This window comes from Companilactobacillus bobalius, from assembly GCF_009764355.1.
In genome coordinates, this window is the sequence record NZ_LNUA01000011.1 from 35755 (window position 1) to 52700 (window position 16946).

A 16946-nucleotide genomic window follows, 5' to 3' on the forward strand; every position below is an offset into this window, starting at 1 on the left:
CAAATTTTGACCGTACATACTTTGTCAAAAGAAAAGATTGTTGCAGCGGCGGTTCAAATTATAAATAATCAAGAATCCTTAACTTTTACTAGGTTAAGTAAGCTGTTGGGAACACGTTCGCAGGCTATCTATAATTATTTTCCCGATGTAATGGCGATTAAGACCGCTGTAGCGATTGATTTTTATAATCAATTGTCACAAAGATTAGAAGTAGATCTTTTAGGATTGTCTGGCAAACAAGCAATAAAGACCTTTGCAAATGTCAGTGTTCAATTTTCTTTGAGTCATTTTTTAGTAGTTCAAAAAGTTTTAAGTATTCCTGCAAATGAGGATTATGATAAAACTTCAAATAATGGTCTACCTGCAGTTCTTAAAATATTAAATAAATTATTGGATTCTCTCATTGAGGACCAAAAATTACAACTAATAATTTCTAGAATGTTACGTAATTTAATTATTGGAGAAATTATTCACATAGGAAATGATCGATTTAATGATAAGCTTGTAGCGGCGCGTGATAGCTTTGATAAAATGTTGAACATAACGTTACTTTCACTTTAAAAGCACAGTAAATTATGCATGTAGTCTTACATATACAATGTATTTTTAGTGCTGTGCATTTTTTGATATTTTAATTATGTTAGAAAAAAATATCGTTGTGGAGGGAGTGCAAATGCGCAGCAAATTAAATTATGATATGTTACATCCAACGTATAAAGCTTTATACGACATAGTTGGAGAAGATAACTTATTGAAGATATATGAGCTATTTAGGGGGACGCAGTTACAATTGCCTATGAAAATGTACGATCGGGTCGCTTTAAAAGAAGCCATTCGTACAGGTAAGTTAGATGATATGACGAACCAAGAAATATCTTTAGAATTCGGTTATTCACCACGTTGGATCAAAGGTATTAGAGAAAAAAGAGCATAAAAAAATTCCACTAATTCAAAATAAATTAGTGGAATTTTTTATTGATTATAAATATTTTCTAATCCTTCGATGTCTCCTTTGGATAAGGTTGTGACACCTTGATCAATAGGGTACATGACTGAATTAGTATCTGAACTGTGGGCTAAACCTAGAGCATGTCCTAGTTCATGCAGAGCGACTGACTCTTTAATAGATAGATTGGGGTAATCTAGATTTAAACCGGCTTGACCAGTATTAATTGCATAGTGATTGATTACTAATGCTGATGGACCACCATTTCCTAATTCAACAGTATTAGAAGCAATATTTTCTATTTTCTTATGGTAAACAAAAAAGGTAATACTGTTTTTGTTAGTTTCAGCACTTCCTGGAATTAGTTGAACAATACCGGTGTCGTTATATGCGTTGACGGCGGTAGTGAAGACATCACGGACTGATTGAGGAACGTTCTTCTTGAAATGAAAGTAATATGTATCAGAAGTTGTCACATTTTTTAAAGGACTTTCCATAGGAGTAGTGGTTTTACCAACTTGTTTATTATCAGTAGTTTTAGTTTTTCCGCTTAATTTGCGGTTGACAGATGCTTGTAATGAATATAGGTAGGGTTGAAGCTTAATGTTAGTTTCACGTACTTGTTCTTTAACTTGTGTCATCAGTTTAGGATTCTTAGTAATTACTAATACGACTGAGGCTAAGATCAATAGCCATATCCATGATTTTCTTTTCATATTGAGTAAGTACTCCTTTAGAATCATTGAAATATCTCAATTATGATAAATGTTTCATGACTAAAAGTCCAATATTGGCTCTTCTAACCCGTCTTCCGTAAAAGTTGAAAATGCTGGTGGAACGCTGTGGGCACGGCTTGAAGCTAATTATTTCACACTCCGTGCAAAATAATGGATCTTCAAGTCCGGCCTCATTGTAACCGGCAAAGCCGCTAACAATGATCTCACAGCTGACCGCATTTTCAACTTTTACTCCAGACTAAATAGCGTTTCGACTATTTTATCCGAAATAAGTAATTTGATAATATTCTGTTTTTAAATTAAAGAGGTGTTCATATCAGCCGGATTTTGACGATTAGTATGAACACCTCTTTTAGTGATAATCTGGTGAAATAGTCTAGCCTGACAAGGCAAGATATATAACTATTTCGTTGATATACAAATCTAATTTAAATAGTAATCCTTTCTAGTATTAAAGAGTTACTTATTTTGTAAACTTTTCCGTTTAGGGCTGACCCAGGTTCCAGATCCGAAACCTAGAATAGTTTTCATAGCTGGAATGAAGGTCATAACGACGGTAATGGGATTAACCATCCAATAGAAAAGAATATATAGTGGTGCAAACAGAACGTATTTCATTTTTGCTGCATGGTGGTCGAGTAACAGTGCAGTAATGAGTTGTAATAGACCAGCTAATATTTCGAAACTGACAAAAATGAAAGAAATTGCAAAGGCATGGAAAATTCGTTCATAGTTTCCGTGGATGGCAAACCAAATCATTAAGAAGATAAACGCAAAGGAGGTTATAACGAAGAAGAATGACCAAATAATCGACAAGGTTGAATCTAAAAACATCGACATTTGATAACGTCTCTTAATAGGATGGAAAATAAATTTTTTCAAATTAGTTAACCAAACTTCTGTGCCGCCTTGAGCCCAACGTTTGCGTTGTTTGTAGAGATCACGGATTGTTTCTGGAACGTTCATATGGAAGACAATATTAGGGGCAAATCTTGGAACGGCACCAATAGTTTGATGATCCCAAGCAATACTGATATCTTCAGTAGCACGATTTTGACGGAAGCCACCGACATCGATTAGAAAGTCCTTCTTATATAGAGTATTGGCGCCACTGTAGGCGTACATGGAATCATTGATCGAACTTTGACTTCTTTTGATGACGCCGACAATACTGGAAAATTCAACTGTCTGTGATTTTCCCAAAAGAGATGACCGATTTTGAACGTCCATATTGGCAGTAACTGCAGAGGTGTTCATATCTTGTGCATGAATGAAAAAATTCATATATTTCATCAATGCATCTGGTTCAGGAATGGTGTCAGCGTCGTTACTTAAAATATATTCACCCTTAGCAAAGTGCATGCCGATATTGAAGGCGTGCGCTTTACCTTTGTTTTTGATGATATTGATTGTACGTAAACGAGGATACTTTTCCTGAAGACGTTGAATGATCTCTGCCGTTGTATCGGTGGAACCATCGTTCATAACTAAAACTTCGTAATTACTGTAATTCAAATTTTCAAAAAGGTAAGTAATGGTCTCTTCAATCATAACTTCTTCATTGTGAGCTGGAATCATGATAGTTATCATTGGTTGCTTATTAGGTGGAATAGCTTTCCAAGTGTTGTCTTCCTTATCTGTTTTGATAAAACGATAGGACATCGCTCCAAAGAACCATAAAAACGAACCAGTAATAGGATAGAGGCAAAGGATTAAAAGACAAATATTGAGAATCGTACCTAAAGTGGTTGATTCAAATAAATGATCGATGAATATGTTATGCATGCTGTTCTCCTAGTCTAAGTCATTGATATGATATTCATCATATAATTTGTGTATTTCATCAGTATCAAGGTTCTGTTCAGGTTGGACGTTGTATGTTCGGACATTTTCTCGAAATTCTTTATTGCCAAAACGTTTATCGATGAAAGTGTCAATCGTGTTTTCACGCTTTTTTTGATTGATAGGATTGAAAGTGGGCCATTGTTGAACAAGACGTTGACGTTTCCGATTTTGGATAATAGTCATACTGATGGAAAAGATACCTGACATAACGAAAGCAAAAAGGAGAATGATGCCAATGAATTTAATCTCTAAGATACCTTCATGATATGACCAAATATGGGGGACTCTGGGATTAAAACTGGCCCAAAAGGAGGTTATCGTTATAACGATTGGGATAATAACCGCTAACCAGCCGATTAAGCTCATTAGAGTTTGACGGATTTTTAATAACCAATGACCCTTTTCAAAGTATTCATCAGTATATAATTGTTGTTTATTTTCTTGTTTTTTCGACATCAGTCTTTACTCGCAATTTCTTAGGATTTTCAGGATGACCAAAGAGGTATCCTTGTCGAGTTTTAATTTTTAAAAATTTAGCCAGATCCTCATCAGCTTGATTTTCAATTCCCATTAAAATTAGTTCAATATTATTTTCTTTAGAAATCTTATTCCATGATTGTAAATTCAAATCTAACCAAGTATTAGGATCTTCTTTTCGAAAGTTACGCATGGAACATTTTATAGTATCAACGAAAGGCAACATCCATTCAATTTGACGAAGGCTTTTCATTTCAGAACCCACATTATCGATACTAAATTCCATACCGTATTTTTTTGCATCTTTAATACGACTCTCAAATAAGTAACGATTGATATATTTAGGACCATACGCAGAAGTATATTCAATAGAAAGTTGCATGGGATCAATTTTAGAAATGGCCCAACGAACAAAGTATTGAAAATCTGAACTAATAATCTGATTGTATTCAAGATTGATTGAAAGCCGAATTTTTTCAGTTGGTAAAGATTTAAAAGTGTCCTCTAAAAGAAAAACGATTCGTTGTAAAGGTAAGGAATCTAATTGTTTAGGAAGAGTCCATGATCCGTCAGAATTTTGTTGACGTAAAAGACACTCATAACCGATGGTCCTTTCATTATGATCGACTTGTTTTTGAATAAAATATCTTAAATTGAAGTCCTTATTTTCTAAATAATTGTTGTTCGTCTTTCTAGATCTCCAATAGTAAATGACAATTATGATAATAAAAATGATTAGGGTTATTAACGTAAAACGTAATAGAATCATTTCTAAAAAGGCTAAATCCATTCTAGTGCTCCTTATTCCTGTATTTAGGACATAAACTATGCAATTATACCTCGTGGAATAGGCCTTTTATATGTAAAATGACATACATAAATTACTCTAATCATGCGTAGTGAAACCCAAGGGACGTGTGGATTTAATATTTACGATTATTAAATCGAAATTATGATATACAGTGTGACATGGATAATATTATTGTTTTTTATCTGCTGGATGTACCAATAAGAAATAAATGTCGATATGATTCAATCTGACAAGTAAAGATGTAAATTGACCAATGGAATATAGAATTAGAATCTTAAATATATATTCGATATTAACTTTGAAATTTATTCGCATAAATATTGACTATTGAATTATCGCTTTATATAATGTAAGCGTACTCAAATAATGGAATTATTTTTCAGAAGGACTGAATGTTATGAATAATCAAACATTAGTTTCATTAGCAGCTCCTGTTGACGGAAGATTGATAAAGCTCTCTCAAGTAAAGGATCCTGTCTTTTCTCAAGGATTGATGGGACAGGGATTCGCTATTGAACCGGTAAATGGTAATATTGTTTCGCCAGTTACTGGAACAGTTACGCTTGTTTCTGAAACTAAACATGCTTTCGGTATTAAGACCCAAGATGGTGTAGACGTTTTAATTCATTTGGGAATTGATACTGTAGAGCTAAAGGGTGAACCATTCTCTGTTTTAATTAGTCAGGGCGACCAGATCGAGGCTGGGCAAGCTGTTGTTAAAATGGATTTGAAGATGATTGAAGATGCTGGTAAACAAAAAACAGTTATTTTAGCAATCACTAATAGTAATGATATTTTAAAGCAATTGATGACCAGCAAATTCGATCAAGATGTCAAATCTGGTACAACAGTAGCTGTTGCTTCTATTGAGGCAGTTGCTACAAAGAAAAAAATTAAAATTGGTAATGGTAAATATGATCAACTTGCAGCTGATATTGTGGAAAATGTTGGTGGAACGGAAAATATTAATAGTTTAATCCACTGTATAACTAGACTACGTTTTTATTTGAAGGATGATACTAAAGCAAATGATCAAAAGATTGAGAATATGGATGGTGTCATCAGTGTAGCTAAGGCTGGTGGTCAATATCAGGTTGTTATCGGACAAGCCGTTACAGATGTCTATGACGCCGTTATAGCACAGATTGGATCAGAATATGCTAATAATTCAGCAACTGCGGAAGCTGTAGCCCAAACGACTAAAGAAGCCAACCAGCCTAAAGATTTGTGGTCAAATGTTAAAAGTGGGATCAGTAATTTCATTGGCGTCTTAACAGCATCAATGATTCCCATTATTGGAATCCTAGCAGGTTCTGGTATTCTAAAAGGAATTCTGGCAGCATTAACAGGATTCAAAGTGCTATCTACGACTAGTGGTACTTATGTTATTTTGAATGCAGTTGGCGATGCAACTTTTTATTTTTTGCCAGTTGTTTTAGGATTTACAGCAGCTAAAAAGTTAGGTTCAGATCCAATTGTCCTAGCCATTGTCGGTGGAATTATAATTTATCCTAGTCTTGTCACTATGGCGGGAAAGGCCAGTACAGCCAGCACAACATTCTTAGGAATTCCAACAACCTTAGTTTCTTACACTTCATCGGTTTTCCCAATTATCGTGGCTGCTTGGTTAGGTAAGTATGTAGAAAAATTTTTGAAGAAAATCATTCCACTTTATCTTAGAAGTGTCTTTGTTCCAATCATTGAAGCTTTAATTTTAAGTTTAGTAATTATCATTGGTGTCGGACCAATTATCACTGTTTTGAGCAAAGGTCTCTCAAATGGACTAGTGGCTATTTACAGTTTCAGTCCTACACTTTCAGGATTGGTTTTGGGTGGTGTCTATCAAACAATGGTTATCTTTGGACTTCATTGGGGGCTTATTCCTATTATCATCAACGATATTGCTACAAATGGTCACAGTTACATCAATGCCATCGTTTCAATTACAATGGTTGCTCAAGGGGGAGCTGTTCTAGCTGTCTTCTTGAAGACTAAGGATAAGAAACTCAAGGAAGTTTCCTTGGCTGCTGCGATATCAGCATTTTGTGGTGTAACTGAACCGGCTCTATATGGTGTCAATTTGAAATATAAACGAATCTTTGTAGTTGCAAGTATCGCCAGTGCCTTAGGTGGCGCTTTGACTGGATTCTTGAAAGTTAATAACTATGCCTTATCGGGCTCCTTAATCGGATTCCCGGCCTTTATCACACCAGGTGTTGGTATCGGTAGTAATTTTTATGGATATTTGATTTCGCATTATGGTACGCTTGTAATCTCAGTCGTATTAGTTTATCTATTTGGTTTTACCGACAAAATGTTGGCAAAGAAAGCCGATCCGATGAATTTGAATGTAAAAATGGCTTAATAAGTTAAGGAAGAACGTGAAGATATGGAGACGAAACAATACAATCTCACTATCTCTGATCACGATTTTAAGGTTAAAGGATATTGGCTTGATCAAGTTGATGACTTTGGACAAGACGTTGATTATCCGATAGTGATTATTTGCCCAGGTGGTGGTTTTACCTTTCATTCTCAAAGAGAGGAAGAACCAATAGCTCTAAGATTTAATTCGTATGGTATGCATGCGGTAGTTTTGGAATATCAATTAATTGGTAATGAACCAGTTTATCCAATGGCCTTAGAAGAAATGTCTAAGACTATTGAATGGATTACTGAGCAGGCGGAAGCACGTCACATTGATAAAGACAAAATAATTTTAGCTGGATTTTCAGCAGGAGGGAACATTGTAGCAACTTATAACGGCGTTGCAACAAATCCTAAATTGCGTCAAAAGTATCATTTGGATCAGTATCAAGGGCAGCATGCGGCCATTATTTTAGGCTATCCAGTCATCGATATGACCGTCAAGGGAAGCTTTCCAGATGATGATAAAGTACTTAATCAAATTACAGCAGATAAGAATCTGTGGAAAGCTCAAGAACTGGTGAGTTCACAATCGAAGCCGGCGTTTGTTTGGCAGACGCAGACTGATGAATTAGTAAAAGTTGTCAATACAATTAAGTATGTCGATCGATTGAATGATTTGAACGTTCCAGTCGAGTATCATCTTTTTGGTTCAGGAATTCATGGATTGGCGTTTGGAACCTATGTAACTCAGAAACCAGGCAAAAAGAAGTATTTAAATTCTTGGACAGCTAAATGGATTGAATTAGCCTTTAACTGGCTTCAGATGATGAAATTTCTTGGATAATAAAAAAGATCACTTCAAATGAGGTGATCTTTTTGAATCTACTAAGAAATTATTGCCGCTAATGCAGCACCGGTCCGAGAGTTCTTGTCGTTTAAGCTATCTTTTGGATGGCCTTCAAAACAAACTTGACCGCCGAATTTACCAGCATCAGGTCCCATATCAACTAACCAATCGGCTCGTGAAATTAATTTTAGATTATGTTCAATCAGAATTAATGTATTTCCCTTATCAACCAATCCTTCAAATAAATCAATCAATTGTTGAGTATCTTGTAAATGCAATCCGGTTGTTGGTTCATCTAAGAAATAGATTCGACCGGTATGATTCAATTCCATTGCTAATTTAACACGTTGCACTTCACCACCAGATAAAGTGGTCATCGACTGGCTAAGATTCAAATAACCAAGTCCAACTTGGTGGAGTAGACTAACCTTTTTGTAGATATCTGGCACATCTTTGAAAAACTCTAAGGTATCGTTGATAGAAAGATTTAGAACCTCAGAAATATCTTTGCCATGATAAGTGTATTGCAGTGCTTCTTGACTATAACGTTTCCCATGACACAACTCGCATTCTTGAACGATTGGATCCATGAATGCCATCTCGGTGATCATCACACCTTTACCTTTGCAACGGGGACAAGCACCTTTACCGTTATAACTAAATAGTTGTGTTGAAACGCCATTGTTGGCTTTACTGAAAAGCTTTCGTAGAGGATTTAAAATGTTCAAGTAAGTTGCAGGTGTAGAACGAATATTCAAACCTACAGAATCCTGACTCAAATCAATATAGTCTTGATCAGAAACTTGTTGTTTGAAAGCTTGGACTAAAGTACTTTTTCCAGAACCTGCTGGTCCAGATATCACGGTCATTACACCTTGAGGGATTCTGGCAGATACGTCTTTTAAATTATGAGAAGTTACATGATTAACATTTAGCCAAGATTGAGGTTCACGAGGCTTTGGGAAAGTGATTTTTTCTCGCAACATTTTACCCGTAATCGTATCTGACTGTAATAGTTCGTCGTAGGTACCAGTGAAAGTTACTTGACCACCATTTTTGCCGGCTTGTGGTCCCATTTCCACGACATAATCTGCTGTCGAAATAATGGCAGGGTTGTGATCAACTAGGATAATGGTATTGCCATGTTCCTTGAGCTTTTTTAAGGATTGGGTAATTAATTTAATATCGTGAGGATGGAGTCCTACACTTGGTTCATCGAGTACGTAAACTAAATCGGATAGGGAACTCGTCAAATATTTGGCAATTTTAATTCGTTGAGCTTCTCCACCAGATAGAGTATCAGTTCCACGGCCAAGGGAAAGATAACCTAAACCGATGTCGACCAAAGCTTGAATTTTACTATGTAGTTCACGCACCATTGTTTTAGCCTTGGGGTCCGGGATATTATCCAAAAATTTTAGGACACTTACTAAATCCATATCGCTGACTTCTGCAATATTTTTGCCGGCAATTTTACCAGTTAGAGCCTTTTTGTTCAGACGTGTTCCATGGCATACTGGGCAAGGTTTTCGAGTGACAATCTTTGATAAAGCAGCTTCGTGATGACGACCTGAGGCACTATGAATAACAGAGCGAAGCATACGTGGAACCAGTCCTTCATATAACGCCGTACGGCCCCAATTTGCTGGTGGATTTTTCAATTTTTGTTGCGGAGCGTGCATAAATAAATCGTATTCTTCATCGGTATAGTCTTTGATCTTCTTATCTAAATCAAATAGGCCACTGTTACCATATTCCTTCCAACGCCAAGTTCCAGGTTGAAAGCCGGCAAAAGTCATTGCACCCTCGTTGAGTGACTTATTAGGATCAATTAATTGACGTTCATCTACGTCGTCAACAAATCCTAATCCCTGGCATTTTGGACACATTCCCTGAGGTAGGTTAAAGGAAAACCATTCAGAATACCCAACCCAAGGCTGTCCAATTCGAGAAAACATCAAACGTAAGACGGAATAGATGCCGGTGTAGGTTGCCAGAGTAGATCGAGAATTACGACCAATAGGCTTCTGTTCAACCACAATTGCCACTGGTAAGTTGTCGATTCGGTTCACTTCAGGTTGACCGTATTTAGGCAAATATTGTTGGGTGAAACTAGGAAAAGTTTCATTCAATTCACGTCGGGAAACAGCGGCTAATGTATCAAAAACTAAAGAGGATTTACCAGATCCAGAAAGGCCAGCAAAAACGGTCGTTCGATGTTTAGGAATATCTAAACTGACATCCTTTAAATTGTTTTCTTGAGCCCCATGGATAGAGATAGTTCCATCTGCAAATAAATCAGTCATAAAAACCTCCAACAGTGAATTTAATAATTCTATTATATAAAAATAGTCCATAAAATATTCAATAGACGATTTTAACTAAGAAAACTTCAACAAAAATAATCAGGCATCAATGTATTGGCTGTATACATTAATGCCTGATTATTTATATATATATTAATGGATTTGGTAGTCGCAGATGGTATTAATCTACTTAGTAACTTTTTGAATTTTTAGAATAAAGGGGTATTTATTCTTATGGTTGTCTGCAACTATCGGAAGTCATATTTCAACAATCATCCGCCTACAATGATTATTCCACTGAATCATTAGTAACTAGGGCTTGTCATGACCTCTTCCTTAGTACATTTATATACTACGATGTGGGATTGGTCCCAGGTCAAGCACAAATTTAAAAGAATTAGTTAGCATCGACCCAATGGGGATTTTGATTTTCATAAGACAAACGATCAGAATTTAATTCGTTATATAAGTAAATAAAGGCATTATGTGCTTGATTTCTAAAACAGAGGTCAATGGTAGGCATGTTCATCATATGGGCAATTTCACTGTTGTCACTTCCGACTACCAGGCAGTCATCGGGGACTTTTTTTCCATTTTTCCGCAAAGTAGAAATAAACTCTGCGGCCACAAAATCGGCATAAAAAATAACAGCAGAAGGTTTATTTTTAGCAGCTAACCATTTTTGAGCGGCATCTTCACCAGTCCCTGTTTGAGTATGGTAGAACAGTTGAAAGTCTTGATTACTGTCGGGGTAAGAAGCTTTGAAATCATCAATAGCTCTTGTCCGAGCCCTTGTATTAGCATTTCTCAAGCTAGATAAGACGTGTCCGATATTCTTATGACCGTTATCGTAAAGGTGGTTCATTACGTGATAATAGATAGGATAGTGATCGATAAAATTAGAATAAATATTAGGACGATTGACTCGATGCCAAGTCGATATAGGACCAAATTTTGCATAGGAGCTAATAGTATCCCATGAATTGATTCTAGTGAGAATGAAAACAGCATCTAAAGCGTGAGTTGTCAGTAACCTAAGAGTTTTTAATTCGTTATCTGCTGTTTGGGTGAAATAAACATTGACACTATAACCATGTTCAGCAGCAATTTTGGTAAATGAATTAAGAAAATCTCCAACTAAAGGGAAATACTCTTTAGTAAGAAATCCAATCGTATTTGTTCGTTTTTTACGTAAATTCTTGGCAACTTGATTAGGGATGTAATTCATTTCATGCATTGCATCAAGAATGATTTTGCGTTTAGTTTCACTTACGTAACCGTTGCCGCTCACGACTCGAGAAATAGTCGATTTGGAGATCCCGGTCTTTTTTGCTAGGTCATAAATAGTAGTCATTAAGTGTCACCTTTCTGTACCTATAAATATATACTAATCGTTTTCCGGACATTCTGAAGTTAATTCTACCCTGGAAACGTTTACTACGCTAGATTGGTTGTTTTATTATTTAGCGTTGTTATACTGAATTGTGTTAACCATAAGGAAGGTGAGTATTTATCGTTAGTTGACAGCAGTAATATTTCGGCTATTCGCGAGGGTAGCGTAGCAATGAATTCATAGGAAATCAAAGCGAAGGGAAATATTACTAATGAAGTCTAAAAGGGTTCTCGGATCCATGTTTTTAACCATTGCTTCAATTATTTGGGGAGCAATGTTTGTAGTTGTAAAAATTATTGTGAATGAGGTACATCCAATTCAACTAGTTTGGTTGGAGTATCTAATCGCATTAGTATTCTTAATTGGATTTTCAATAATGAAAAAAGAGAAATGGCACATCAATTGGTCAGATTTAAAATTAATTTTTTGGATTGGAATCATTGGAAATACCATTTCGTTAGTTGCTCAAGAAATGGGTACAGGTTTATCAAATGCCCAAACAGGTTCGGTTATCACCTCAACTATTCCTGCATTTATGATCATCTTTGGATGGTTGATTCTCAAAGAAAAATTGGATAAAGTTAAGGTTCTTTCCGTAGTGATTGCTATTCTTGGAGTAGTAATGATTGTTGGATTGAAGATGTCAGGAACTAATGTTATTTTAGGAGTTTTGCTCCTAGTTCTTGATTCAATCGCTTGGGCCTTGATGTCAGTCTTAGTTAAAAAAGTTAAAACTTACAGTTCTTTACAAATTACTATTATGTCAACCGTAGTAGCAGTCGTTGCTCTGACACCATTTATTTTGAGTGATATGTCATCACTTACAAGTATTAACTTTGCTGATCCAACAATTATTCTTAGTTTACTTTACATTGGTGCGGTTTCAACAGCTGTAGCTTATGTAATGTGGAATCGTGGCCTCCAAATCGTCAGTGCCGGTTCATCTGGTTTGTTCTACTTGATTCAACCAATTGTAGGTTCATTTTTAGGTTGGTTGTTGCTCGGTGAACAGATTTCAGTTGGCTTTATCATTGGTTCAGCCATGATTTTAGCCAGTGTTTGGATCTCAGTTAAGTTCGATGGCTCATCCTCGAACGAGACTCGTTTAGAGAGAACACGACCTGCAAAATTGAACGCAAAATTAAAATTGAATAATAATTAATAAGGTAAATCCAAAATGGATTTACCTTTTTTTAGTGATATAATATTTGAATTGCAAAAAAGAAGGTGTAAAAATGATTTATTCACCATTAAATGAATGTGATGTTCCAGCTATCCGTTAATCAACGGATAGTTCCGTTGGTTAATTTCGAGTGAAATTAAATAGCGGAAGGAAATATTATGAATTCAAAAAAGATTTTAGGATCAATATTGCCTGCATCTGGGGTGGAATGTTTGTTGTGGTAAAGGATGTAGTTAGTGTTGTTCATCCATTACAGTTAGTTTGGTTGAGGTATTTAGTAGCGATAATATTTTTAATATTATTTTCTATTTTAAAAAGAGAAAAATGGAGTATTCACAAAAGAGATATAGGGCTAATCGTCATAATTGGTTTGATTGGAAATACTATCTCAATAGTTGCCCAAGAAACTGGTACCTGGTTATCCAGTGCTCAAACCGGAGCAGTAATTACTTCAGCCACACCATCATTTATGGTGATTTTTGCTTGGCTGATTTTTAAGGAAAAAATAACGCGGGTTAAAATCATATCTTTAGTGATGGCAACGATTGGTGTGGTCATGATTGTTGGAATTCATTTGGAAGGTAATAATATTTTACTAGGAGTATTATCATTGATTATTGCAGCCTTAACGTGGGCATTAATGTCAGTCTTGATACAAAAAGTTAATCATTACAGTTCATTGCAAATTACAATCATGTCAACAATCGTCGCAGTTATTTCTTTAACTCCAGTAGTCTTTATGAATACAGCAAGTCTAGTAAATATTGATTTCTTAGAACCTAAAATAATTCTCAGTTTATTATATTTAGGAGTTATTTCGACAGCATTGGCTTTTGTTATGTGGAATAGAGGATTAACTTTAGTTAATTCAAGTTCTTCAGGACTGTTTTTCTTATTGCAGCCAATTGTCGGAACTCTGTTAGGTTGGTTATTTTTGAAAGAATCAGTTTCATTAGGATTCTTCCTTGGAACAATACTGATTGTTGGCAGTGTCTGGATTTCAGTTAAATTTGAGAGTAATTAATAATTAGAAGGGTAAATCCAAAATGGATTTGCCTTTTTTTATGCGTAATTTTAAATATACAGCAATAACAATGATGATTAAACTCATGCTATACTTTTGTTAATGTTGAGTATTGGTGGTAGTGCAAAAATGACAGCAGATGTCCTTTTAAACAAGATATTTACAGTTAATTCTTTAAGAAAAGCTGTAAATAATAAAAATGGTGATTTATATAAAGAAACTATTAATTCATTAAGTATAAATAATGGTGAAATTAAAACAAATTTAGATGCTATTAAGAATATGTACAAGTATATGTATAAGTCTCATAGAAATGAATATTTTTATAAAAATACATTAATAAATAAGATATTGCTTGGTAGACATAGTGTGAGAACTTCAACAGCTATAAGAGAATTACCAATATCTAATAATATATTAGATTTATTGATAATAAATGGTATTGGACAGGTGTATGAAATAAAGACCGGACTTGATAATCTAAATCGATTGAAAGATCAACTTAATGCTTACTATATGGCATTTTCTTATTGTAATGTTGTTACTGATTTAAGTCATCTGGATGATTTGAAGGAGTTACTTAGTGATACGCCAACGGGAATAATACTTTTGACTAATCGTGGTACACTCCATGTTGAGAAGTCACCAAGTGAATACAATGATAAGCTGAATAGCCGGGAAATATTTAGGATACTTCGAAAAGGTGAATTTGAGAATATTATAAAGAAGAACTTTGGTTATTTACCAAAAGTCGGTCAGTCAAAATATTATCAAGAGTGTTTTAAACTCTTTAAGACTATTGAAGTAAAAAAAACTCAGAAATTTATGTTAGATGAGTTAAAAAAGAGAAGTTCAATTAACCAAGAAAATTATAGTTACTTCAAAGACATTCCTAAGGAACTTAAAGCCCTGGTGTATTTTTCAGACTATAAAATCAAGGAATATAATGTGTTGCAAGAATTCCTGAATACTAAATATTGAGAGGAAGCGTGTATTATGTATTTTCCTATACTGAGGGGTAAACAAAATGAATTGTTGGCTTTAAGGGAACTCTTGAATGACGACGTTTTAAGCAAGAAAATATTGCCAATCATAGAGCCGGTAAGTCCTTCATCTACGTTTAGGATATTATTGGAGTCCTTTTATAACAATAATAGAAAAATTGCCGTTATCCAAAATTCGTCAGTCGCTGATTACGAAGGATTCAAGGATGCTGATATAAGTGAAATAAAGTCAAAGGATAATTTCATTCCGGCTTTAGTATTGGAGGGTTCAGATAATGAATCTCTTTCTGATTATTCCAATGTTAATAAAATGGCTATCGTAGGTGAAAAATCAGACTTTAATGATTCATCGTTGATTGATGATAATACGTATTTAGTGATTGAACCAAATAATAGATCGGCTGTTAGAAAATTGAGAAACAGTACAGACCTTTTAGTGGAAATGCATGATCAGTTCAATAAGCAGGATAGGAATGTAGATTATTTATCCAAGACTGATGAATTATTCTCAACAGAGCATTTGTACTATAAAGAAGATGGATATTATGGTTTTAGTGATTATTCAATAATTGGAAGTGATTACAGTAGCGCTGGTTTTGCAGCCAAGGCGGTAGCAATTCACTTAGTGTATTTTGATGAGAATGATGAATTACGTGTTCATCACTTTGTTTCAGATTCTAATGATAATATACAAAATCCAGCGTTAAAAGCTCATGAAGCTCTGGAAAAATTGATTAAGTTTGTTTCTAATCCTAGTTTTGATAAAACAAAGAATGATTCTGAAGCTCTAAGGGAGTTTGAAGAATTGTATAAAATCGATAAGTATTCAGGCTTGGGATATATAAAGAAATTATCTATAAAACATCATTTTGAAATCATGGGAAGGTATTTGGATAAAGATTAATGAAATGTTGCGAAAACTGTTTTAAAGATGTTGATATAAAAGAGCGTATTAAAGCCATAAATGAAAAAGGCCAGTGTGATTTTTGTCAATCAAACGATGTCTACGTTCTTGATATTGATAAAGCGTTAAAAAACAATGACTATTCGAAAAACATAATTGCAGATTTTAATGATTTATTAGATCTTTACACAGTATATGATCGAAAACAGAATGATTATCAAAGGTATTCCGATGATGCTAGAAAGTTGAGTGAACAACTATTTTTTAATACCAATATTTTCAATTTAGAAGTAAATAAAATATCTAAATTATTAAAGGCTTTGCTAGCTGAATATTATGACAAAAACAATGAGTTATTTGAAGGTCTTGTAATACCGGAATATTTATTGGATGATAAGTTGAAAAAGAATAACGGTATCTTTGGTGGAAAAGGATGGAAGGCCTTTGAAAATAGAATTAAATATATTAATAGGTTCCATTCTAATATGGCAAACAAAAAGATATTAGAAGCATTTTTTAATAATTTAATTGTAAATATTGGAAAAGGTAAACGATTTTATAGAGCAAGAATTAGTGACAGTGGCAAGCCGATTTCTAATGAGAATATGGGAGCCGCACCGTCAGGATTGTCGACCCCAGGAAGACTGAATGCTTCTGGAATAGGATACCTTTATTTATGTCAAGATTATAAGGTGGCACTGGGTGAAATAAAGGCTTCTTTAAATGATATTTGCACAGTTGTCTTGTTTGAAACCTTGGAGGAATTAAAATTAGTAGATTTGTCTCAAATTTCTGTGTTAAGTATATTTTCTTTTGAGGATAAAATTACTTATTTAATGAATTTCGATATTTTAAAACAAATTGATATTGTTATGAGGGAAATCAGTAATAAAAATAGATCTGAAATCGCTTATGTACCAACGGAGTACATGAGTGATTTGATCAAAGATATGGATAATGTTGATGGGATTATATATGAAAGTACGATTAACAATGATACGAAAGATTTAGTTTTGTTTGATGATAGAAAGGTTCATTTGCTAGAAGATGAAACTGTAAAATTACGTAATAGAAGGAATTAATTATACGCAATTGCATA

At 34.5% G+C, this 16946-nt stretch carries 15 protein-coding genes; 9 read left to right on the forward strand and 6 right to left on the reverse strand.

What is annotated here, in order from left to right:
• The first annotated feature begins 6 nt into the window (after positions 1-6).
• Complete coding sequence (locus ATN92_RS02010) at positions 7-561, forward strand: TetR/AcrR family transcriptional regulator (protein WP_056953444.1); 555 nt, start codon at positions 7-9, stop codon at positions 559-561.
• Positions 562-673: 112 nt separating this feature from the next.
• Positions 674-934 (forward strand): hypothetical protein, encoded by a 261-nt coding sequence (locus ATN92_RS02015; protein ID WP_056953446.1) that lies wholly within the window; start codon positions 674-676, stop codon positions 932-934.
• A 38-nt stretch (positions 935-972) separates the two neighbouring features.
• On the opposite strand, the gene ATN92_RS02020 is transcribed toward ATN92_RS02015, so the two are convergent.
• The 4 genes from ATN92_RS02020 to ATN92_RS02035 all read right to left on the reverse strand — a co-directional run bounded on the left by ATN92_RS02020 (position 973) and on the right by ATN92_RS02035 (position 4795).
• The gene (locus ATN92_RS02020; RefSeq protein WP_056953448.1) at positions 973-1662 is read right to left on the reverse strand and encodes a M57 family metalloprotease; all 690 of its coding nucleotides are present in this window, start codon (positions 1660-1662) and stop codon (positions 973-975) included.
• A 480-nt stretch (positions 1663-2142) separates the two neighbouring features.
• Positions 2143-3468, reverse strand: a complete 1326-nt coding sequence (locus ATN92_RS02025; protein ID WP_056953450.1) for a glycosyltransferase family 2 protein — start codon at positions 3466-3468, stop codon at positions 2143-2145.
• Between the two features lie 9 nt (positions 3469-3477).
• Positions 3478-3984 carry a hypothetical protein gene (locus tag ATN92_RS02030; protein ID WP_056953451.1) on the reverse strand — a complete coding sequence of 169 codons (507 nt, stop codon included), beginning with the start codon at positions 3982-3984 and terminating at the stop codon, positions 3478-3480.
• Positions 3962-4795, reverse strand: coding sequence for an EAL domain-containing protein (locus tag ATN92_RS02035; RefSeq protein ID WP_056953454.1), 834 nt, complete (start codon positions 4793-4795; stop codon positions 3962-3964). Before ATN92_RS02035 ends, ATN92_RS02030 begins: the two co-directional genes overlap by 23 nt.
• Positions 4796-5213: 418 nt before the next feature.
• On the opposite strand from ATN92_RS02035, the gene ATN92_RS02040 reads away from it, so the two are divergent.
• Both ATN92_RS02040 and ATN92_RS02045 read left to right on the forward strand, forming a co-directional pair.
• Positions 5214-7181, forward strand: a complete 1968-nt coding sequence (locus ATN92_RS02040) for a PTS sugar transporter subunit IIABC (protein ID WP_056953456.1) — start codon at positions 5214-5216, stop codon at positions 7179-7181.
• Between the two features lie 24 nt (positions 7182-7205).
• Positions 7206-8030 (forward strand): alpha/beta hydrolase, encoded by an 825-nt coding sequence (locus tag ATN92_RS02045; RefSeq protein ID WP_056953458.1) that lies wholly within the window; start codon positions 7206-7208, stop codon positions 8028-8030.
• A gap of 41 nt (positions 8031-8071) precedes the next feature.
• On the opposite strand, the gene ATN92_RS02050 is transcribed toward ATN92_RS02045, so the two are convergent.
• Both ATN92_RS02050 and ATN92_RS02055 read right to left on the reverse strand, forming a co-directional pair.
• Complete coding sequence (locus ATN92_RS02050; protein ID WP_056953460.1) at positions 8072-10339, reverse strand: ATP-binding cassette domain-containing protein; 2268 nt, start codon at positions 10337-10339, stop codon at positions 8072-8074.
• Between the two features lie 397 nt (positions 10340-10736).
• On the reverse strand, positions 10737-11693 hold the full coding sequence (locus ATN92_RS02055; protein WP_056953461.1) for a LacI family DNA-binding transcriptional regulator: 957 nt from the start codon (positions 11691-11693) through the stop codon (positions 10737-10739).
• A gap of 250 nt (positions 11694-11943) precedes the next feature.
• Here ATN92_RS02055 and ATN92_RS02060 point away from each other — a divergent pair, with 250 nt between their 5' ends.
• The 5 genes from ATN92_RS02060 to ATN92_RS02080 all read left to right on the forward strand — a co-directional run bounded on the left by ATN92_RS02060 (position 11944) and on the right by ATN92_RS02080 (position 16929).
• Positions 11944-12894 (forward strand): DMT family transporter, encoded by a 951-nt coding sequence (locus ATN92_RS02060; RefSeq protein WP_056953463.1) that lies wholly within the window; start codon positions 11944-11946, stop codon positions 12892-12894.
• Positions 12895-13123: 229 nt separating this feature from the next.
• Positions 13124-13939: a DMT family transporter gene (locus tag ATN92_RS02065; RefSeq protein ID WP_056953465.1), complete on the forward strand. Its 816-nt coding sequence runs from the start codon at positions 13124-13126 to the stop codon at positions 13937-13939.
• Positions 13940-14068: 129 nt separating this feature from the next.
• The gene (locus ATN92_RS02070) at positions 14069-14920 is read left to right on the forward strand and encodes a sce7726 family protein (RefSeq protein ID WP_056953467.1); all 852 of its coding nucleotides are present in this window, start codon (positions 14069-14071) and stop codon (positions 14918-14920) included.
• 15 nt (positions 14921-14935) lie between these two features.
• Positions 14936-15847, forward strand: a complete 912-nt coding sequence (locus ATN92_RS02075) for a sce7725 family protein (RefSeq protein ID WP_056953469.1) — start codon at positions 14936-14938, stop codon at positions 15845-15847.
• Positions 15847-16929, forward strand: coding sequence for an RES family NAD+ phosphorylase (locus ATN92_RS02080; protein WP_056953471.1), 1083 nt, complete (start codon positions 15847-15849; stop codon positions 16927-16929). Before ATN92_RS02075 ends, ATN92_RS02080 begins: the two co-directional genes overlap by 1 nt.
• Positions 16930-16946: the final 17 nt, after the last annotated feature.